Origin of the sequence: Exiguobacterium alkaliphilum, from assembly GCF_018138125.1 — a bacterium.
GTDB classification, from domain to species: domain Bacteria; phylum Bacillota; class Bacilli; order Exiguobacteriales; family Exiguobacteriaceae; genus Exiguobacterium; species Exiguobacterium alkaliphilum.
Genome location: NZ_CP073101.1, coordinates 981,751 through 1,004,695 on the forward strand (window position 1 = coordinate 981,751; position 22,945 = coordinate 1,004,695).

Consider the following 22,945-nt stretch of genomic DNA (forward strand, 5'->3'; position numbering starts at 1 on the left):
TGTGTTAGAATTCAAGTATACTGTTCTACTACATAAGACGCAAACGCATATCGACATCGGGAGGCTCGTATTATATGAAGGTACTAAAAGTCGGATTGTTGGCCGCCGTGCTCGCCGGGACGTGGGGCGGCATGTATTACATCGCCGAAGAGAACGCGACGGCCGGGGCGGCGTTCGAGGCCGCGCTCGCCGAGGAGTTGAACATCCCGGTCGGCTCGTTCAACCAGAACAAGGTCCGAGGCGTCACCGCGCTCGACTTGTCCGGCTATCAGTTGACCGACTTGACCGGGCTCGAACATTTCCAATCGCTCGAGACGCTCGACCTGTCCGGCAACCGGCTGACTGACGTGTCGGCGCTCGCCAACTTGCCTCATTTGAAAGTGGTCGACTTGAGTTTCAACCGACTGACGGACGTACCGGAACTCCCGGACACGCTCGAGACGCTCAATTTAGAAGGGAACGACGTGAGCGACCTGTCGTTCTTACCGGCTTCCGAGACGCTCACGACGCTCAACTTGCGTGACAACGACGTCAGCTCGCTCGAGGCGCTCGAACGGACCCCGAACGTGACGCATCTGAACGTCCGTGGCAACGCCATCGAATCGATTGGACCGCTCCAAGGCCTGACGGGACTCGTCAACGTCAATCTGCGGGACAACCGCATCGCCGACTTCTCGCCGCTCGAGAATCTCGACATCTCGGAACGGCTGTACGTGACGGGGAATGCGACGCACGACTATTCGAGTCTCGACGGGATCGCCGAGCAAGTCGCCGACCGCGACTTCGAACGATTGCCGGACCGACCGACGTTCTCGGTTGACAGTGGCATCATCGCACCCGGGACGACGCTCTCGCTCGAGGCGACGGACGGGGCCGACATCTTCTATACGACAGATGGGAGCGACCCGACACCCGAGTCGACCCGCTATATGAGCCCGATCACGCTCGACCCGTCGCTTACCGCGGACGTGCCCGTCTTATCGAACAATCGGACGGCGACGAACCGGACCCCGCCGACGTTCGAACGGAGGGCGGCCGAACGAGCCCTCGTCATCCGCGCGATCAGCGTGAAGGACGGGGCGACGAGCGCGCTTTCGACGCGGACGTATTTGCTCGACGCGGACTTGTTCACGTCGAACCTCCCCGTCGTCTCGCTGACGACCGATGCGAGGAACTTGTTCGATGAGAAAATCGGCATCTATACGCCGGGCGACGTCCCGGACGGCCCGCTCGAGATCGGGCGCGGCAACTTCTTCGAGACGGGGCGGGAGTGGGAGCGACCGGCCCACCTCGATTACTTCGAAGGTGGCGAGCACGTCTTCGGCCAAGACATCGGCATCCGTATCCATGGCGGCTTCTCGCGCGGTCTCGCGCAAAAGAGTCTACGTCTATATGCACGGAGCGAGTACGGGCAGAGCCGCTTCTACCACCCGTTCTTCCCCGGGAACGACGAGACCGAGTTCAACCGTCTGCTCCTCCGGAACGCCGGCAACGACTGGCAAGGGGCGATGGTCCGGGACGCGTTCATGCAGGAACTCCTCAGTGAGCGACTGCTCGACTTCCAAGACTATCAGCCGACGATCGTCCTCGTGAACGGGGAGTATTGGGGACTTCATAACTTGCGGGAACTGTATTCCCCAGACTATTTCGAAATCAAATACGATATCGACGAGACCGAGCTCGCCATCCTCGAAGCGGACCGCGACATGCCGGACGGTTTTGTCATTGAGACGGGACAAGACGCCGATTTGATTCATTACCGGGAGATGGTCCGTTTCGCTGAGACGAACGACTTGGACGCGCCCGAGGCGTTTACTGAACTCGAACGCAGGATGGACGTCGACAACTTCTTGGAGTATGTCGCTTATCAAGCGTTTTACGGGAATCTCGACAGCATGTTCAACAACTACGTCGTCTGGCGCAAGGCGACGGAGCTGACGGACGATGACGTCTACGGGCACGATGGGCGTTGGCGCTGGGTCGTCTTCGACCTCGACCAAGGCTTTGCCGGACGTTTGCCGCTCGAGGAGAGCATCAATTACGACATGTTCGCCTACTTGACCGGTCCTGGGCCGGAGCACGCGCTGTTCCGCTCGCTCATGGCGAGCGCGGAAGGACGGGAGCGTTTCGTTGAGATCTTCAACGAGCTGCTCGCCGGGCCGTTCACACCGGAGGCGATGACGTCGAAACTGGACGAGGTCGCGAGTACGATCGCGCCGGAGATGCCGCGCCAAATCGCGCGTTGGGGGAACATCCCGTCCGTCGACGCGTGGGAGGCCGAACTCGCCGAGATGCGCCAGTTCGCCGAGCGTCGTCCGGCCGTCGTCCGAGCGCAATTAAATACCCGATTCGGGAGTGAATGAGAAAGGCCGGCTGAGCCGGTCTTTTCTATAGGTATAAGAAAACGCACAGACGGGTATAGACCGGAAGATGATTCACCGTTCAGGTTTGGTAAAAACTAGGTGCTAGGAATCCGGATGAAGCCGGTACGGATTGTATGGTATGATGAACGCTGAAAGGAAGGTACATCTATGGAAACATTGAATATGAAACAACTTTCTGACGACCGGGCCACGTTCCAGACGGGCGGGGACCTCGAGGCGATGCGCGGCATCATGCACGACTCGTTCCGCTACGTCGACTCGAGCGGCCGTCAGTTCGATAAAGAGACGTTTTTAGACCAGTTCGTCGATCCGGCCTCGGTGCAGTGGATCGCCCAAGAGACGGTCACGTTCGACGAGACGGTGAAAGGCGACCTCGCCATCGTCCAACTGTTGTTAGAAGAGCGGTTCATCCTTGGGACGAACGCGTATGAGGGACGCTTTTGGGCGCTCCACCTGTATGTGAAAGAAGGCGAATCGTGGCTCTGGCAAGGCGGTCAGGCGACGATGATTCATGAAGTATGAGCCTGAGGCATCTCCCATTTCGGAGGTGTCTTTTTTTACGTCTCCCAAAGATGAAAAACATACGCATAATTTAGAAATTTATGTACCTATTTTTAAAATAATCCAATATAATAAATTTGTTGTCTATTGCTACATTATTTTAGGAGGAATTCATAAACATGAAACAACCGAAGTATTTATCACTTTTCCTCGCCGGGACACTCGTCATCGGCGGCTTCAGCCCATCGTTCGTCGCGGCTGAAGGGAACACCGAAACGGTCGAGCCTGTCGAACAGACGGAAACGAAAGAAACGGTCGACACGACAGAAACACCTGAATCGACGGAGACGCCGGTCGACACGACACCGGAAGCCGAAGCTGACGTGACGGCACCGGACGCCCCGATCGTCTCGGCCGTGCTCCATACCTCGACGTCACTCACGATTAAAGGTGAAGTCGGCGCGAGAGCGGAAATCCTCGTCGCTGGGAAGACGTATGAGCGCGTCATCCGCACGAACGGCGAAGCGATCTTCACGATGTCACCGCAACCGGTCGGGCGCGTCATCGACGTCCGCTTGGTCGATGCGAGCGGAAACGTGAGTGAGACAACGACGGTCGTCGTCGCAGAAGATGCGACGGCACGTCCGAAAGCCCCGGTCATCGGGAAAGTCGATAACTCGTCACGTGCCATCGAAGTGAAAGGGACTCCAGGCCTCGCCGTCACGGTCACGGTCGGCGGCAGCACGTTCAACGGCTCGTTCGATGCGAACGGGAACTACCGTCGCGTCATCGCGCTCCAAAAAGTGGGCACGGTGCTCACGGCACAAGCGAAGAAACCGAACGGCGCGATCAGCGAGCTCGTCAAGTCGACGGTCGTCGCGGACACGGTCGCACCAAACAAGGCCCGCCTCACGCAAGCCGTCACGACAGTATCGAACGGGATTGCCGGAACGGCTGAGCCGCTCGCGACGGTCATCGTGACGATTGACGGGAAAGCATACACGGCCCCGGTCATGTCGACAGGGAAGTTCGTCTTGCCGATTCCGAAACAACCGCTTGGCAAGAAGATGTCGCTCGTCGTCCGTGACGGTGCCGGCAACCGCAGCGCCGCGGAGACGCTCACGGTGCAACATGCGCTCTTCAACAACTTCCATCGTGTCAACATGGACGGTTTCCGCATGACGCTCCACAAGGAAGTGTTCGCTGCTGACGCGTCGGTCCGTTACAACGAGACGTTCGCACCGCTCTTCTTCGACCGTCCGACGAAAGCCAACATAGGCTTCTTGTTGAACTACATCGCGGAAGACGGTGAGCCGCTCGAGTTCGAGAAGCTCCGCATCCGTGTCGGCTCCGCATCGTTCGTTCACACGATCGACCCGTATGACGTCGACATCTACGAGTATGACGACGGCACGGTCGAAGAGTCGTACCTGTTCCAACCGGACGCTAAGATGATCGCCTTCATCAAGCAACACGTCCGTCCGGAGAACCGGATCGTCGTCACGATCGAGGGCTATGACTACGAAGTCGAATGGGCGCTCCTCGGTGGCGAGAAGCGTGCCTTCATCCACTCGCTTCAGTACGCTGGGTATTAATAATAGAAGAAAGTCGCAAGACGATGAGCTGTCGGCCCCGTGCCGACGGCTTTTTTTGTATGTGGACATGACGATAGAGGGCCAAAAGACATTCCCCGAAATTCAAACTAGGTGATTTGATTCATTTTTAAAAGTTTGGTCAATGTAAAATTAAGGATGATAAATTGGCTGTTTTTATGCTAAACAAATTTTAAACATGGAAATTATACATTAATCCATTAAAAGGTATTAAATATCCTTTTAAAGTAAATAATAAAGTGAATTCAGCTGAAACGGCTTAAAAACGGCATTTTTCGACCGTTTTCGACATTTATAAAAAAGGGAAAATAGTAATTAAATAATCTCGAAAGCTCCGAAATTCAAAATCATTCCCATTTTTGCGAAAAAAAACGCTTGTGCTGTTTGGAAGCGTTATGTATATTATGGATGTAAGGTTTTCCAAGTTCATACTTGGTAAATTGTTCAAGAGTCACATCTTGAAAAATACCTACTAGTTTCGGTGAAGCTCAAGACCTAAAGGATCAGGTGGGATAAGTCATTCGTTCGAATGGCGTATACATATGGAATCATTTAGTGGGGGGAGCAGAGCTTGCAAGCTGGTAGCGCAAAATCGCAACATACCAAAGGGAGGATTTACACAAGATGGCAAAGAAATCATTCAAGTTAGTCAAAGCATCAGCAGCACTCGCTGTGACGGCAGCGGCCCTTACTCCAGTAATGGCAGCAGAAGCTTCAACAGCGAAAGCAGTTGAACTCAAATCAGAAGTTGTACTCGGCGGCAAGTTCAAAGAGGCACTCGCTCTTAACAACCCAGCTGGCGTACAAATCACATGGGGCAAGCACCTCGTAACAGCAATCAACAAGTGGCAAACAGTTACTGGTAAAGGTTCTGATGGCAAGACGTACATCAAGAAACTTTACGCTCGTAACTACCCACTCTACGTTCTTGACCAAGACCTCGGCGAAGTCGAAGCTGGTTCTGAACTCGTAAAACCATCGATCCGCGTTATGTACCGCGATGGCAAGATCTACACACAAGCTCCTGAGCGCTACACAATGAGCTCGAACTACAACACGAAAGATGAAGGCGAGCAAAAAGTCCTCATCTCTTACAACCACAACGGTAACCGCATCACGAAGTTGCTTACTTACACAGTAGTAGCTGGTGCAGTTGAGTTCGAAAATATCTCTGCTTCAGTCAACCAAGCGACAGAAGTTCTTTCGGTAAACGCTGACGTGAAGAACCTTAAAGAAGGCGAAAAAGTTGAACTCCACGTTTTCGCTAACAAAAACACTGCTTCAACACCGATCGTAACTGAAGCTACTGTGACTAAAGAAGGTAAATTGTCTGTATCGCGTCAATTCCCAGTTGGCACACACTCGTTCCAACTCGTATCTGGCGATGTGAAATCTGACCTTAAAGACTTCACAGTTGAAGCAGCTATGGTTAAAGATGTAGCAGCAATCAACGCGAAAGAACTTCAAGTTACTTTCAACAAGCCTGTCGATAAAGAGGATGTTGCTGGTAAAGTAACACTTGAAGGCGTAACTTTTGGCACGCCAGTACTTTCTGAAGATGGATTGGTTCTTACGCTTACTGCAACAGCGACAGTAGGTTCAGTAACACCAAAAATTGAAGTTACTAACGCTAAGTTAACTGTAGCGCCAATCAAAACGAAAGCAGACGCTAAAGTGTTGACTGCTGCATACAACGCGATCTTCTCGGCTGCTGATAAGACTGCTGCTTCTGTAGCTGGTGTCAAAGCTGAAGGTACAACTGCTGAAATCACTTTCTCTGAGCCGGTTCAATCTGCTGGAGTTGTAAACGTTAATGCAGTTCAAACAACAAACTATGAACTTAAAGATGGCGGGAAGAAGCTTGTTATTTCAGGCCTTGCTGCTGAAAAAGCATACCGCGTTGACCTTGTTGGCGTAAAAGATTTCGCTGGTAACGTCTCAAACCCAATCGCCCTCAACTTCACAGTTGCAAAACCTGTTGTTGATAGCGTGAAACCAACTGTTTCTGGATCTGTTTCAGGAACTACAGTTACACTTAACTTCTCTGAAGAACTTAAGTCTGCTGGTAAGTTGACTATCGGTGCTTCTGAGTACGCATTGGTTCAAGACAAAGACGTGAAAACGAAGTACACTGCTGACGTGAAAGCTGCACTCGGAACTGCAACGTTCTTGAATGCATCATTCAAAGTAGCGGGTTATGAAGATCTCGCTGGAAACAAAGGCGAGGACTACTCGTTCACTGGTTTGATCCAAGCTGACACTACAGCTCCTACGTTCGCTGGTGCATCTGCTGCGATCCTCGTTGCAGACAACAAGTCAGTTACGACTGATGTCGATGCTGTTTACCTCACATTCAGTGAGAAAGTTAACTTCAAAGGCGCACTTAACATCACATCAATCAACGGAATCATCCGAAGCACACCAATTGCTGTAGCAGTTGATGCGACGGCTGGCTACGATGTGGATGGAAACGGCAAAATCGAAGGCGCTGAAGCGTACACAGTGAAGGTTCCTGTTGACCTCGACGAGTCGACTTCTTACGGATTCTCTGTTGCAAAAGACTCAGTTAAAGATCTTTCAGGTAACGCGCTTGCTTCGACATTGGCATTCAACTTGACTACAGGTAAATTTGTTCCTGCAACGCCAGAGAGCAAAGCAACAGTTACTGGTACTGTAGCTGAACCAGTGTCAAATTCTACACTCATCGTTACATTCAACGAAGACATGACTCAATCAGCACTTCAAGCTTCAAACTACACACTCGGTGGCCAAGCGCTTCCTGCAGGAACTACGCTTAACTTCGTGGACAGCTTGAAGAAGGTTCACGTGAAGTTGCCAGCTGGCTCTGTAGCTGTTAACGGTTTGTATGTCTTCGAAGGTAAGAACCTTGTTTCTACAGCTGGAAACACGTTAGCTGGCGAGAAAGTTTCACAACTTCTCACATTGGCTGAAAACGTGGCACCAACTGCTACGAAGATCGACGTTGTAGCGAGCAACAAGTTCACAGTTACATTCTCTGAGAATGTTTCTGGCGCAACAACTGGTATCATCGTTAAAGTTAACGGTGTGACAGTAGAACCTACATTGTCAGTTGACGGTAACAAACTTACTGTTCAAACTGCTGCTAACTTCTCGCTCTCTGACAGCTTGTCTGTAGAGTTCAAAGATGCAGTATTGGCTGACGCTGCTGGAAACGCGATTGTTAACGCAACAATCACTAAATAATTGTTGACCCTCCCTTAGGGTTAAATAGAGCAAAGTCTTCGGACTGAGCCATCTTGTAAACCGGTAGTGCCTCGGCACTGCCGGTTTTTTTTCTATACTTTGCATAAAAAATGATTCCCCTTTTCTGAAAAACGAATTATACTTTTTTTGTAATAAAAAATATCATTTCCCATAATTTTAAGAAAAGAGGAAACTATACGTGAATCGAATTATCTTTTTCTTGGTACTTTTCTTGATGGTCGGCGGGCTCGCCTTGCCGAGTGCGAACGCTGCGACGAGCAGTGAGCCGCTCCCGCCCCATCAACGCATCTCCAACAGCCCTTACGTTCTTTTAAATGACGGAAAGGCGCTGTACCACACGACGACGGGCGAGCAGATCGCGCTCACCGAAGCCGTCACGTTCAACCGCTTCACTCAAGTCGACCAGTTCGTCAGCTCGGAAGGCGACTACCTCGTCTTCACCGAGCGCTGCACCGACTGCTCGTCGACGCTCTATGTCGTCGGTTTAGACGGGAAGGTCCAGATCAGCTCGTTCCCGGAATATGACCGCCTCATCGGGGCCGACATCGGCAACGGCCGTCTCTTCTGGTATCAGAACGACGGGAAGACCGTCGCGACGACGCTTGCCCGCGACGTCATCTGGGAGAAAAATCTCGGCACGTCGAACGTGTCGCTGACGGCGGACGGGAAGACGATCCTTGCGGCAGCGGACCAATTGGAACAAATCGAACACGTTTCTGCCGAGACGGGGGAGACGCGCTTCACCCGCACGCTCCCGAAACAAGACATCCTTGTCAAAAAGCCGTTGTCTTTCGAAAACATCACCATCTACACGGTGCACGCCCATAACCGGGCCCACTATATTTATAATGAAGTGACTGGCAGCGTGACGTTGACGACACGGAACGAGTCGGACACGAATTATGCGATGACGAAAGGCGCGATCCATTGGTACCAAGACGGCGCGTACTCGGTGTACGATGTCGCGACGACGGATATTACGACGCATCCGGTCGCCGTATCGATGAACGTGTTCCCTGAACGAATCGTCTTCAGTGACGGGGAACGGATGGCGCTATCCGACTACCGTCAGCTCCCGCAGAAACTTGAGCTGTTCGTCGACCGACAAGCGAACGAGCCAGGGGATACGACGTTATACGTCAACCGATCGTATCCGATCTTCCTGAAAGAGACGCGGATCGACGGCACCGAAGGGATGATCCCGCTCGACCGCCTGACGCCGACCTACACCGATTCCGGTATTTCTTCGCCGCTTCGGACGAACTATGCGACGTCAGTGTCTTACAACATGATGTATAAAGGGGTCAAGTTCTCGGGCACGTTCCATACGAAGCGTGAAGGCACCGTCACCGTCCAACAATATGGCATGGACGGCGAGATCATCGGGGAAACGACACCACGCGCCTCGATCACGGTCGAGGCCGTCTCAAACGGCCAACCGGTCACGTATACGGGCCGCGCCGATGCCGGCGGACGTTTCCATATCCAAACGGACCGTTTGGTGAAAGGCACGCCGCTCGTCATCTCGTCTGTTGACAGCACGACCGCCGCCTACAAGAAACGGTTCACCGTCACGGACGGCATCCCGCTCGACATGAACATCACGATCGTCGGCGATAATGCAGAGACGGGTGTCGCCTTCAAGACGGTCCCGCACGGAAAGATCAGCCTGTTCGTGAAAGAGCGTTACCATAGCTACTACGAGACGGTCCAAGCGGATGCGTCTGGGATTTTCCGAGTGACGGACTCGGTCGACCCGCTCACGAAAGGCGTTCAGTTCTACTATCGTCCGTTCGGAGGGCCCGTCAGCAGCGAGAAAGTGCTGACGATTTTTGAACGGGCCGAGCCGGAGTTCACGTTGCGGAAGACACCGACGGCAGGCGATCTGTCAATCGGTGTCAACACGACGACACGCCTCGTGACGACAAGTTACTACGTCAATGACAAGTTGCTCGGGACCGGCGGAAGCCTGCTCCATCTCGAGACGCCGCTTCAACCTGGGGACGTCGTCCGCGTCGTCATGCGCGCCGGTGATCGGACGAAGACGATCGAGCATCAAGTCGCTGCGGTTGGACCGACGATTTTAGAAGTGACGGACGTCGCGATGACGGCGACGCACACGGTCGTCAACGTTCGTCGTGACACGCGAGCCGAGCTTCAATTCTTCATCAACGGCAAGCTGACAACGGCGACACCGGTCTCGACGACGCGGTTCACAATCCCGGCGCGACCGGGCGATATCGTCCTCGTCCGCTTGGTGCGGAACGGGCAGAAGCTCGATACGCGCCTCGCGCTCCCGCAAGTGACGTTCAGTAACATCCGCCTCCACGACGAGCAGACGACGTGGGTCGGCATGGTGCTCCCGAACAGTAACGTCACGCTCCAAAACGGGACGCGACAAATCGCGAGCGGCAAGAGCTCGTCGACGGGACGCGTCGTCATGAGCTTGGCACCGCAACCGCTCAACGCGAAAATCACGCTCGTCAGCACGCGCGGGGTATACCGCTTCGTGCAGACAGTGAACGTGAAGTCCGGTCTCACGCCGGTCATGACGGTGGCCGCTCCGACGAGCACGACCCGTACGGTCACGGTCAACTCGAACGTCGACTACGGCACGGTCACGATCCATCGCGGGACGACGCTTCTCGCGACGAAGGCGGTGACGTCGAAGTCGACACCGGTCGCGATCGCGGCCCAAAAGTCAGGCACACGTCTGACGATCAAACTGACGACGCCGAAAGGGCGTACGCAGACCGTGTATGTGACGGTCCGCTAAAAAACGCCTGTCCGAATGATTTCGGACAGGCGTTTTCGCATAGAAAAACGAGGTGCGCGCGGCACCTCGTGAGTTAATCAATAACCATAATCGACAGACAAGCTGTCGCCGCCTTCAGGCAGTCGCGCTGCGAGTCGTACTTGGCTTTCATGTTCGGGAACCACTTCCAGAGCGATGCCGAATCAAAGGAATCGAGCTGTTGGAATGGTTCGGCCAACCGGGCTTGCTTGCTGACGTGGAGGGTGAACGAGAATTCGCAAGCGGCAGACTGATGCAAGTCAATCTCGGCGAGTCGTTGTAAGTTTCGTTTATATGTGAATCGCTCGGAACAAGGGAGATACATCGTCATAACGGCACCACTTTCTATCAGTTTCTTCCACTTCAGTATACAATTATCCCCAACACTTGTCGCATCGTTTTTTAATTATTTAGGTCATGAATTTGAATTTATTTACTTTCAAACTTGTTTGAATTCCAAATTCATTCATGTATATAAGTAAAGTGAAACTGGATTTCTGTTCACGGGATGGTGATGACGGCGTCATCATAGCCGTACGCTTGCAGGACGAGCTTGCGCCCGGGCACGTATGACGTGGCGTAGAGGACGTAGTACGGTGACCCGTTCCACGCCCCGGCCTCCGGTACGCGATACGTCGCGATCATGCGCGGATCGAAATACGCTGCGTTCGGGGCGACGGCTTGTTGGACACTGTCCATCCAGAGACTGTCTGACGAACGGACGAGCAAGAACTCACCAGCCCGTTTCACTTCGATGCGAGGTGGTGCCAGTTTATAGGCGGACAACGTCTCGCCATTGACTTTCGTCACGCGAGACTCGCGCCCGTTGACCGTCACGTCGAACGTGAAGTGGTGGCGATTTGAACCGATCAAAGAGACGTGGCGATACGTGCCTGACTCACGGTACGGAGCTTGTTCTGTCACGAAGTCACCTTCCTTGTAAACGCCGTGGTGTCGCACGACCTGGTTCTCGAACGTCCGCTTGAAGGCGACGTCGATCAGTTGGCCGGAAGGGTCAATCAATCCGATGAGCTCACGCTGGTAGTCGTCACGCTTCGACGTATCATAGGAAACGAGCGAACGGTCGTGACGGAGGACCAAATCCTCGAGATGACTTCGTTGCGTCGTCATGACATATGGCCGGTCTAACGGCCCGGGGCGAAGCGCCCGGTTCACGTCATCGATGAGGCGCTGCCAGTCCGCTGCGGTTGCTAGTGAGACGCGGGTGTCATAGGCGCGGGCGTTCTTCGTCAAGGCGACCTTGTATGACGGCAACCGGTCCGCTTCGACGCCCGTCAATTTGAGCGTGCGCAACCACGACGCGACGGTGTCAACGTCGACTTCCTGGTCCGTGAGGCGCATGAGCCAAGCACTCATTTGTTGCTCGGTCGGGTTCATCCACCGGCCTCGAACCGGAACGGCCGCTGGTTTCGTTCCTTTGATTAATCCGTGGGCCCCGTCTAAGATTTGGTTCGATGAGACGCCGATGACGTGTTTGACGACGGTCGAACGGCCGAGCGTCACTTGGGCGTCGGCGAACGTTGACTCGAGGTGGTTGATCGTCCCGTTTACGTTTAATTGAGCGATATAAGAACTAGGCGATGGATAAAAGTCGCCCATCCGTAAGACGACCCGTTCAATCGTCGCTTTTCCTGAAAGGCGCGACGTTCCGGTGACGGCGACTTGGCGGAACGTCCCGTTGAGCCGGAGGTCGGCCGTGCCGGGTTGGTAAGGACTTGAGCCGGCGGTCGTGACTTGCGTGACGGGACTGGCCGCGTTGACGACGATGGTCGGATTCAAATGAGAGCTCACGCTGATGACGAACGTCTCGATTCGCTCGGAGGCGGCCTTGTCGATATCAAGTGTGAATGAACCCGGATAGAACTGGTTCGGATAGAACGCCTTGAACCCGGTGATCACATTCCCGTCCGTGACGGGAATCCCGAACACGGTCTTGAACACAGGGGCGTGCTTTTTGAAGAACGGCAACAACGGCGTGTCGATTTTGTACGTCTTGCCGAGCATACTGACGATGTCGCCGCCTTTATACGTGAAGTAGCTGAACGTTCCGAAGGCGGGTGCCGGGACGACGCCTGTCACCGGTTTCGGTGCGGCGGTCTGCTTCTGAATATCCCGCTTGGCGACGAAGCCTTTCTGTTTCCCGTACTGGACGTTCGACCAGCTGCCTTTGTCAGACAGGTGCGTGACGGTTTTGCCTTTCGGGATGGTGACGAGCGTCTTCGCCTTCGTGGAGGCGGACTGTTTGAGTGCGACCTGCTTCACGGTCACGTACGTCGTCTTCGCCGAGGCGGCCGGCGGGAACGTCCCGATGACGAGGGCGAAAATCAAGGTGAATAGGATGAATCGTTTCATGAACTGGGCTCCTTTTTTCGTTTCTTTCAGTATAGCAACGCGATAATGTGAAATCCGGATGTTTTGTAAGATGATGGAAACCGATTATTTGGAAACGGAAACTAAAAAACGCTTCCCTTAATTTTGAAAAAGTTTCCTCTTTATCATGGTATGATGGTAAAAAAAGATAAAAGGGGTATTTGATGAATTCATTTATGAAAGGGACGCTCTTATCGACGGCGCTCGTCTTGACGACGACGTCGGTCGGCGCAGAAGCGAGCACACGTCCATTCTTCACAGAAGTCGGGAAAGACACGGTCGTCTATCGGCTCATGCCGGACAAGTCGATGCGACCGATCGCCACCCTCACGCCGAACCAGCGCTATGACGTCGTCGGCGTCTCGGGGAGTTACTATCAAGTCGAGGTCGACGGGCGCCGCACGTACGGCTTGAAACGGGACATCCCGCTCAAGACGACGACACTCACGAAAGCGGTCGTCGCGGACAGCCAATATGACCGCCTGCTCCATAACTACACGGCCCGCTCGGTGAAGCGCGAAGTGCCGTACTATTACGGTTTCTTGACGGAGGCGCAAGCCGTGTCTCAAGCCGACTCGGCACTAAACGGCAGTTGGCGGCTCGGGGCGGCGCCAGGGCGTCAAGCCGTGCCGGACATCGCCACGTTCGACTGGGAACGCGACATCAAAGTCGGCGACTCAACGTCGTTCATGTTCCAGGCGCAATACTGGATGGTATTGAACCAAGTGACGATGGCGTACCACTATACGAAAGACGTCAAATACTTGGCGTACGGGAAGCAGCTCGTCGAAGGATGGGTCAAACAGTACCCGACCACGCAGTACAAGCGCTACCCGAACGCCTATCATCAACAAGGGACGGCTATCCGCACGTTCCACTTGATCAACTTCTGGAACCAATACAAGCGCTCGCGTCTGAACAATGACGCCGCGTTCAGCGCGCTCGTGCTCCGTGCCGTCGAAGGGCACGGCGACGTCTTGTCGACGCCGTCGTTCTATCGCCCGCGCCACAACCACGGCATCTTCCAAGACATGGCGCTCACCGACATCGCCGAGACGTTCCCGGAACTCGAGCGTTCTGGCGAGTGGCGCGAGCTCGCGGCCGCGCGTCTGACCGAGCAGCTCGACCATTCGCTCAGCCCGGACAACGTCCATCTCGAGCACTCGCCGGGGTATCAAGTGTACACGTATGAGATGCTGTACCGGTTTAACCGCTGGATCGAGGCGAACGGCTTCACGACGTCGCCACGACTCGAAGCGGTCGAACAGATGCCTGAGACGCTCGTCCCGCTCATCAAGCCGAACCGGACGTTGCCGCTCTTCGGGGACACGACAGGCGAACCTCGCACGGCGTCGATGATCTCGACGATGCGCGACTATCCGCACCTCTTGTTCGCGGTGACGGGTGGGAAGGAAGGTGTCCGCCCAGTCGAGCGGACGAAGCAGCTCCACACGCAATACGCCGTCCTGCGCGAGCATTGGGGCGAGACGAAACCGTTCGCGGACGCGGTCTCGCTCATGATGACGGCCGGTTTCCATAACACGGCCCACAAGCATCAGGACGATTTGAGCATCGACTTGTACGGCTACGGGCGCGACTTTATCGTCGAGACGGGCCGCTTCGGCTACACGAACTTGCCGGAACGGAATCAGGCCGTCCGCGTCAACGCCCACAACACGATCAACACGGGCACGCGCCAGCTGACGCTCCATGCGAGCACGCTCGGGAAGAGCGGCATCTTGTCGGTCGAGGAGACGGACGGGTTGCAACGGGCGACCGGCTACAGCGAACTGATGGGGCAAGGCACCCATCACACGCGCAGCATCGCCCATGACCAGGCCGGCACGGTGCTCGTCGCCGACACGGTCCGTTCGGACTCACGCGCCTCGTTCACGCAGCGGTTCCACCTCGGCGTCGGCCTCGAGCCGATCGAGGAGAAAGACGGCGAGACGATGTTCCGTGACAAAGAAGGACGGACGCTCCAAGTCGTGCAGTTGCCGATTGCTTCGACCGGGGTCATGCGCCTCGAGCCGAGCTTCGTCGCCTATCGCGACTTCGAATGGACGCCGCGCCACCAAGTCGTCTCGACGAAGACGGGGGCGGGCACGTCGTTCGTCACGTTGTTCCATATGTCGAAGACGGGTACGCGCGTCACGTTCTCACACGTGACCGAGACGGAGTCGGCGTATGTCGTGTCGTACTCGCTCTCGGACGGGCGTTCGCGCACGATCGAGATGCCGAAAGGCGAGGTCGACGTGCCGGAAGAAGAGATTGAGGTCGTCGAAGAGTAAAAACGTCGAGAGGATGCCATTTGGCGTCCTCTTTTTTCAAAATCCAAAAGAAATAACGAAATATTTACAGAAAAGTAATTGTGTTATTTTATGAGATTGCGTATCTTTAAAGGTGAAGTCAGTACGGATTTTGTAATCGCTTCCATTGGCTTGAGGTCAGACATCAAGCAATGGGGAAGAAATCGCGGGTGTGACTTCGTTTCGGTCGACTTATACATATCAAAGGAGGAATAATTGCATGTTGAATTCGAAAACACGCAAGTTTTATCAAGGGATGCTCGCGGCGACGCTCACGGCATCGGTGATCGCCCCTGCGGTCGTGACAGAGGCAGCCCCGGCAAAACAAACGATCAAGTTGAAGGCAGCTTTCGTCGAGAACGGGGATCTCGACGCGGCGCTCGACAAGACATACCAAGGCAACAAGATCTACTGGTACAAATCGACGGTCGACATGGACAAGCTCGGTACATATCAAACGGTTAAAGGCTACATCAAGTGGAAGAACCAGCACTTCGAGAAGAAAGTGCGCGTCATCAACTATCCGAAAGCGATCATCGCACCGAAGGGTGAGTTGACGTTCAAACACGGCGAGAAGTTGACGGGTCAACTCAACACGCTCCAAATCCAGTTCGTCGACCGTGTCCTCCGTCAACCGGTGAAATGGACGAACTTGTCGACGGACAAGATCGGGAAATTCACGGCGACGGCGTCGTACACGCATAAAGGCCGTACGGTCACGCTCGACGTTCCTTACGAAGTGAAAGGGTACGAGCTCTCGTTCATGCATACGAACGACACGCACGCCTCACTCGACTTCGCGGCGAACCGTGCCGCTGCGGTCAAAGAACTCCGCGCGCAAAACCCGAACCGTCTCTTGGTTGACGCCGGTGACGTGTTCTCAGGGTCGCTTTACTTCAACGAGTTCAAAGGACAAGTCGACCTCAAACTCATGAACTACATGAAGTACGACATGATGGTGCCGGGTAACCACGAGTTCGACCTCGGTACTGAGACGGGCCATAAAGAGTTCTCGCAATTCGTCCGCTACGCGAACTTCCCGTTCGTCAGCTCGAACGTCGACTACTCGAACGACCAATACATGAAGTCGCTCTTCCGCGACGAAATCGCGACAAAACCGTTCAACGGCCGCTTGTATGAAGGGATCATCCAAGAAGTCGATGGCAAGAAAGTCGGATTCTTCGGTTTGACGACGGAAGACACGGCGAACATCGCGAGCCCAGGACCGATCCAGTTCCAAAACTATATCGAAGAAGCGAAGAAAGCCGTCAAGGCGTTCGAAGATATGGGCGTCGACCAAATCGTCGCCGTGTCGCACCTCGGTTACGATGACAACCCGGCGATCGACAACGACCTCGAGCTCGCGAAGCACGTCGACGGCATCGATGTCATCATCGGCGGTCACTCGCATACACGTCTCGACGCACCGGTCCTCATCACGGAAGGCGACAACCCGACGGTCATCGTCCAAGCGTATCAGTACGGCGACTTCCTCGGCACGCTCGACCTCGTGTTCGACAAAGACGGAAAAGTCGTCTCGCAAGCCGGTAAGTTGATCGACGTGAAGACGTACGCGCCAGACCCAGGGGCGGCTCGTCTCCTCGCACCGTTCGCGGCTGAAATCGACGGCATCAAGAACGCTGAAATCGGTGCTTCGACGACAGCTGTGTTCGAGAACTTGCGTGACTCGGGCGACGTGACGAAGCCGAGCGTACGGAAAAATGAGACGGCACTCGGAAACTTGATCACGGACGGCATGCTCGACCGTGCGAAGCAAGTCGATCCACAAGTCGTCGCAGCGATTCAAAACGCGGGCGGCATCCGTGCAGCCATCAACGAAGGTCCGATCACGACAGGTGAAGTCCTCACGACACTCCCGTTCGGCAACACACTCGCGGTCATGACGCTTCAAGGTAGCGAGCTGCTCGCGGCGCTTGAGCGCAGCGTCAGCGTCTATCCGATCGAGAGCGGCGGCTTCCTCCACATGTCTGGCATGAAGCTCGAGTTCGACAGCTCGAAACCGGCGAACAGCCGCGTCGTCAAGGCGCAAGTGCTCCAAGGTGAGACGTACGTCGATATCGACCCGTCTGCGACGTATAAGATCGCGACGAACTTCTTCGCGGCGAAAGGCGGCGACAACTACCTCGAGTTCAAGAAGGCTTACGAAGAAGGACGCGTCAACGACCTCGGTCTCATCGACTGGGAGATCATGCGCGACTACCTCGTAAAACTTGGCGAAGTCACACCGACGGTCGAAGGCCGCGTGGTCGACGTCAAAGAATAATGAATTGCGAAAGGACATCTACGGGTGTCCTTTTGTTCTGTCTTCGATTTGTCATCCAGTTGATTTTGCCTTTTGAATTGAGCGTTTGCTATAATCAATGGGTGTCGAAACGAGATGTTTCAAATAAGAGGGCATCGGCTAAAGAGAAAACGATGTCATTATGAATTTGGAGGAACCCCCATGAGTTGGAAACGTAAAGTGAAACGTGGTGTCTATTTAGGCATGCAGCGCGGCAAACGAATCGGCCGTCGGTTGATGAAAGGGACGAAGATGCAAGTGCAGACGAGACAGTTCGTCGAAGTCGTCCCGTCTTGGCATGCCCGGACGTCTGCAAACTATGAAGTGGACGGCGCGGCGCTCGTTTCTACGATGGCCGAGAAGCAATTTTTGACGTACGGTGAGCGCGCCTCGTCATTCCGCACGGTGCCGGGCCCGGATTCGTTCCAGCTCAACCCGTCGATCCGCGAGTTTGACGCGAGCCTGAACGTCGAGAAGAGCGGTGACATCGATGTCACGCTTCTCGTCATGATGTATAGCGACCAAGAACGGACGCGCGTCGTCCGTGTCGGGGACGGTGTCCGTACGACGGTCACACTCCGCGAAGATGAGACGAAGACCCGCTTCGTCATTCAGACGCAAGGGAAGGGACGCGTCTTGATCCAGTCGCTCCTCATCGACGGACAACCGCTTTGGAACGTCGAAGGGATGAGCAGCGCCGTCGCTGACTCAGACTTCGATACGATGATCGAGCTCGACGCCGAGTCGCTCGAACTCCTCTCCCCGCTCAGCCGCATCGTCCATGTTGACGGCGGCACGATCACGGTGACGGGACAAGGCAACCAATACGAGCACTACGGCGTCCATGAATCGGCGCTCCCGCACGTCGACACCGAACGCGGCATCGACTTCCCGCTCGCCGATATGGACGACTACGTCTATCGTTTCTATTTAAAAGGAGACGCGACCGAGATGGCGAAAGCGACGCTCTTCGTCGCGACGTACGCGCACGGCGAGCGCGACCAGCTCATCGAAGTACCGCTCGGCTTCAGCAACGTCATGAGCCTCACGCCGAGCCATGAGTCGGTCCGCTACTTCGTCCGCTTCCACGGGAACGGGACGATCTCGGACTTGAAGCTCGGTGTCATCCGCGAGAACAGTGTCCGCCGCACGGAGACGTTCGACCTCGACCCGACGTTCTGGACGATCCCGACGCCGGAGTCGATCAAGCTGAAACAAGACCCGAACGGACTCCGCCTCGTCTTGGACGTCGAGCCGGACGTGCGCCGTTACGTGTCGTACATGGAGACGAACAACCGCTTCACGGTGCTCCCGAAAGAGAAGCCGTACACGGTCCGTCCGAACCACCGCTACCGCGTCACGGTCGACGGTGAGCTCGGCGAGAACACGGGCGTCGTCCTGTACATCATCTCGTACTCGCTCACGGAACGGTTGTCGATGCAACAAGTGCAGCTCGGCAGCGAGAAGATTTTCGAGTTCAGTAAAGACGTGCGCTACCTCCGCTTCGCCCTCCGCGTCGACGGACAAGGCGAGACGCTCGTCACGAACATCCGTGTCAGCGAGGAGATCATCACCGACCGGACACAAGTGCCGGAATGGATCGACCCGCGTGAGGCCCGCCTGTTCGAGGCGACGCCGCGCGAACTGCACGAGATGAAAGTCGCGGCCATCTTCGACGAGTTCACGACCGCCTCGTACCGTCCGGAATGTGAGTTGATCACGTTCTCGCCGGACGACTGGCCGGCCGTCCTCGCCGACCGTCAGCCCGACTTCCTCATGGTCGAGTCGGCCTGGAAAGGGAACGACAAGACGTGGGAGAAGAAGATCGTCAAATATGGCACGAACACGTGGGAAGAGCTCGACGCGCTTCTCGAGTGGTGCCGTTTGAACAACGTCCCGACCGTGTTCTGGAACAAAGAAGACCCGATTCACTACGACCGGTTCATCGAGACGGCGAAACGGTTCGACTTCGTCTACACGACGGATGCGAACATTCTCGACAACTATAAAGAAGATTGCGGGCACGACCGGGTCGGCGCGCTGCCGTTCGCGGCGCAGCCGAAAGAGCATAACCCGATCCGTCTGCCGGGGACGCGTGAACCGTTCGCCTCGTTCGCCGGCTCGTATTACGCGAACCGCCACGAGTCGCGCCGCATCGACATGGACCGCCTGTTCGCGGCGGCCGACAAGTACGGCCTCGTCATCTACGACCGCAACTATGAGATGAACCAGCGCGGGGAGACGGACCAGCTCCAATTCCCGGAACAGTTCCGTAAATCGATCCGCGGTAGCCTGAAGTACAACCAGATCGCCAAGGCGTACAAAGGCTTCAAGGTCATGCTGAACGTCAACTCGGTGAACGACTCGCCGACGATGTTCTCACGCCGTGTGTTCGAAGGGCTCGCCTGTGCGACACCGGTCGTCAGCACGCGCTCGATCGGCGTCAAACAGATGCTTGGCGACTACGTCTTCTTGGACGAAGGCGACGAGATGCTCGAAGAGACGTTCCGCAAACTGTTGACGGACGACAGCTTCTACGAGGACGTCGCCATGGGCGGCATGCGTCACGTGCTCAAGTATCACACGTACACGCAACGCCTCGCTCAAGTCGTCGGCACGATCGGTCTGCCGTACCGTGTCGACCATCCGGAAGTCGCGCTCGTCGCGTTCGTCCGTTCCGCGGACGAGATGGACCGCGCCGTCGAGACGTTCCGGGCCCAAGACTACGAGCATAAACACCTCGTCGTCTTCCTCGACAAGTTCGAAGGCCACCTCGATTTGTATGAGGCGTACAACACGGAAGACGTGTCGACGTTCATGCTCAGCTACTTGCCGCAATATAACGCCTTGTCCGAGATTCTCGACGGCTTCGACTGGATGGCGTTCATCCGTCCGGGCGACTACTACGGCCCGTCGTACGTGTCGGACTACATGCTCGCGACGCGCTACGCCGACTCGAACATCTTGACGAAAGAAGACTACTTCACGTGGGACGGCAAGCTCGAGAAAATCGACTCCGACGGGACGTACCGTTACGTCTTCGACGCGACGCCGTCGCGCTCGATCATGAAACCGGACGTGCTCCGCTTCTATAGCGTGGCCGAGGCGCTCGACGTCTTGAAGCAAGACGCGACACTGGAAGAGCTCGCCCAGTCCGGGGAACGCATCTTCAGCACGGACCCGTATCAATATGTAAAAGCAGGGAGCGACATGCCGCAAGCGGTCGCTCAGGAGGTACAACTATGACGACACCACTTCGCGTCCTCGTCTATGGGGACGTCAACTTAAACTTGATCGACGGGTCGGCCATCTGGCTGACTTCCGTCGTCTCGATGTTGAACCAAGATCCATCGATCAAAGTCGACGTGCTCTTGAAACGCTCGATCACGAAACCGGAAGTGACGGCCGGCATCCGCGAGTTGCCGAACGTCCGCTTCATCGACGTGTTCGCCGATCCAACTTATCAAGACGCGCCGTACGTCGAGCGCAAGGTGCTCCAAGCCGACGAGGCAGCGGGGCTGATCGACGAGCTGATGAAAAAAGAGAAGTACGACCTCGCCTTCGTCCGCGGCTTCCAGCTCGCGTACGACTTGTCACAATATGAACAGACGATGGCGAAGACGTGGACGTACATCACAGATTTCACGCACGACCATACGCAAGCGTCCGAAGAAGAGCTTGCCCGGCTGAAACAGATCGCGTCGCGCTCGGCGCGCATGCTCTGCCAGACCGAGGCGATGAAGACGTACTTCGAGTCTTTCTTGCCGACGGACCGTCCGTTCCTCATCTTGAACCCGATGATCCCGAACGTGAAAGAGGCCGTCCCGACGTTCGCGAAACCGAACGACCGTCTCGTCTACACGGGCAAGTTCGCACCGCTCTGGTATTCGACGGAGATCCTCGACGCGTTCGCGAAGCTCCGTGCCGACTATCCGGCCGAGCTGCACGTCGCGGGAGACAAGTTCAACCAAGACCCGAACAACCCGAACTTCAAACAAGACATCCTCGCCCGCTTGAAGTCGGATGACGGGCTGACGTGGCTCAAGGGCATCCCGCGCGCCGACGTCGAGACGCTCATCGAATCGAGTGCGATCGGCGTGTCATGGCGCCATCCGGAGCTTGACGCCTCGCTCGAACTGTCGACGAAACTGCTCGAGTACGGCTCGCTCGGGAAACCGGTACTATTGAACCGGAACCCGATGCATGAGCTCATCCTCGGCCCGGACTACCCGCTCTACGTCAACTCGGAACAGGAGTTCATCGAGAAGGCGAAGCTCGCCTTGACCGATGAGGCCGTTTACCGCGACGCGGCGACAAGGCTTTATGAGATGGCGCAGTACTATACGTTCACGAACACGTACAAACGCCTCCGTGACGAGTTGTGGTCGATGAAGAAGATCAACCTTCTGTTCGCCGGGCACGACTTCAAGTTCCTGCGTCTGTTCATGGATTACTTCGAGCGCCACCCGCGCTTCAACGTCTTGATCGACGAGTGGGAAGGACACAAGATTCATGACGTGAATCACAGCAAGGCGTGTCTCGAACAGGCCGACATCATCTTCTGTGAGTGGGGGCTCGGCAACGCCGTCTGGTACTCGCATCATAAGAAGCCGCATCAGACGATGATCGTCCGCATCCACCGCCAAGAGAAAGAGACGCCGTTCCCGCGCGAGTACAACTTGCACAACATCGACCGCATCATCCTCGTGTCGCCATATATGCTCGAGGAGATGTATCGTCTGTTCCGCATCCCGCGCCACAAGATGACGATGATCTACAACGCCGTCGACGGGACGCGTCTCGTTCAACCGAAACAGCTCGACGACTTGACGTTCCATCTCGGCATGATCGGGGTCAACCCGAAGCTGAAACGGCTCGACCTCGCGCTCGACATGCTCGAGACGCTCCGCAAGGAAGACACGCGCTACAAGCTGTTCATCAAAGGACATCACCCGAACGAGATCTACTGGATCAACAAACGGGAAGACGAGCGCGCCTACTACGACCGTCTGCTCGAGCGACTCGAGGAGCCGGCGTTCAAAGACAGCGTCGTCTTTGACGGTCACGGCAACGACGTGCCGGAATGGTTGACGAAGATCGGGTTCGTCTTATCGACGAGCGACCTCGAGAGCTTCCACCTCGCACCGGCCGAGGCGATGACGTCGGGCACGTATCCGATCATCCGTCACTGGACGGGCAGCGAGACGATTTACCCGGACGACGTGTTGATGGAGAACGTCTTAGACGGCGTCGACATCATCCGCTCGTTCCGCGGCGAGTCCGACAAGCTGCTCGCCTCGACCGAACGGTTCATGGCGTACGCGCATCACCATTTCGCCATCGAGACGCTCGCGCCGAAGCTTGAACAACTCATCTTGACCGAAATGAATCGAAAACAATGAGCA

Annotated in this window: 11 protein-coding genes; 9 read left to right on the top strand and 2 right to left on the bottom strand. The window is 55.6% G+C overall.

Going from position 1 to position 22,945, the window contains the following annotated elements; all coding sequences use genetic code 11:
• The first annotated feature begins 74 nt into the window (after window positions 1–74).
• From KB235_RS05205 to KB235_RS05225, 5 genes are all read left to right on the top strand, one after another.
• Complete coding sequence (locus tag KB235_RS05205; protein WP_211780634.1) at window positions 75–2,363, top strand: CotH kinase family protein; 2,289 nt, start codon at window positions 75–77, stop codon at window positions 2,361–2,363.
• A gap of 168 nt (window positions 2,364–2,531) precedes the next feature.
• Window positions 2,532–2,906, top strand: a complete 375-nt coding sequence (locus tag KB235_RS05210) for a nuclear transport factor 2 family protein (RefSeq protein ID WP_024370639.1) — start codon at window positions 2,532–2,534, stop codon at window positions 2,904–2,906.
• Window positions 2,907–3,064: 158 nt separating this feature from the next.
• Window positions 3,065–4,480, top strand: coding sequence for an Ig-like domain-containing protein (locus KB235_RS05215; RefSeq protein ID WP_211780635.1), 1,416 nt, complete (start codon window positions 3,065–3,067; stop codon window positions 4,478–4,480).
• A 642-nt stretch (window positions 4,481–5,122) separates the two neighbouring features.
• A complete protein-coding gene (locus KB235_RS05220; protein WP_211780636.1) occupies window positions 5,123–7,723 on the top strand; it encodes an Ig-like domain-containing domain in 2,601 nt (866 codons plus the stop codon).
• A gap of 199 nt (window positions 7,724–7,922) precedes the next feature.
• Window positions 7,923–10,520 carry a hypothetical protein gene (locus KB235_RS05225; RefSeq protein WP_211780637.1) on the top strand — a complete coding sequence of 866 codons (2,598 nt, stop codon included), beginning with the start codon at window positions 7,923–7,925 and terminating at the stop codon, window positions 10,518–10,520.
• Window positions 10,521–10,593: 73 nt separating this feature from the next.
• On the opposite strand, the gene KB235_RS05230 is transcribed toward KB235_RS05225, so the two are convergent.
• Window positions 10,594–10,869 carry a hypothetical protein gene (locus KB235_RS05230; protein ID WP_211780638.1) on the bottom strand — a complete coding sequence of 92 codons (276 nt, stop codon included), beginning with the start codon at window positions 10,867–10,869 and terminating at the stop codon, window positions 10,594–10,596.
• Window positions 10,870–11,039: 170 nt separating this feature from the next.
• The gene (locus tag KB235_RS05235) at window positions 11,040–12,911 is read right to left on the bottom strand and encodes an SH3 domain-containing protein (RefSeq protein ID WP_211780639.1); all 1,872 of its coding nucleotides are present in this window, start codon (window positions 12,909–12,911) and stop codon (window positions 11,040–11,042) included.
• A gap of 182 nt (window positions 12,912–13,093) precedes the next feature.
• Here KB235_RS05235 and KB235_RS05240 point away from each other — a divergent pair, with 182 nt between their 5' ends.
• The 4 genes from KB235_RS05240 (at window position 13,094) to KB235_RS05255 (ending at window position 22,942) form a co-directional block, all read left to right on the top strand.
• Window positions 13,094–15,220, top strand: a complete 2,127-nt coding sequence (locus tag KB235_RS05240; protein ID WP_211780640.1) for a heparinase II/III family protein — start codon at window positions 13,094–13,096, stop codon at window positions 15,218–15,220.
• A 238-nt stretch (window positions 15,221–15,458) separates the two neighbouring features.
• Window positions 15,459–17,522: a bifunctional metallophosphatase/5'-nucleotidase gene (locus tag KB235_RS05245; RefSeq protein ID WP_246514352.1), complete on the top strand. Its 2,064-nt coding sequence runs from the start codon at window positions 15,459–15,461 to the stop codon at window positions 17,520–17,522.
• Window positions 17,523–17,702: 180 nt separating this feature from the next.
• Entirely contained in the window at window positions 17,703–20,786 is a 3,084-nt protein-coding gene (locus KB235_RS05250) for a CgeB family protein (protein WP_211780641.1), read from the top strand.
• A complete protein-coding gene (locus tag KB235_RS05255) occupies window positions 20,783–22,942 on the top strand; it encodes a glycosyltransferase (protein WP_211780642.1) in 2,160 nt (719 codons plus the stop codon). Before KB235_RS05250 ends, KB235_RS05255 begins: the two co-directional genes overlap by 4 nt.
• The last annotated feature ends 3 nt before the right edge of the window (window positions 22,943–22,945 follow it).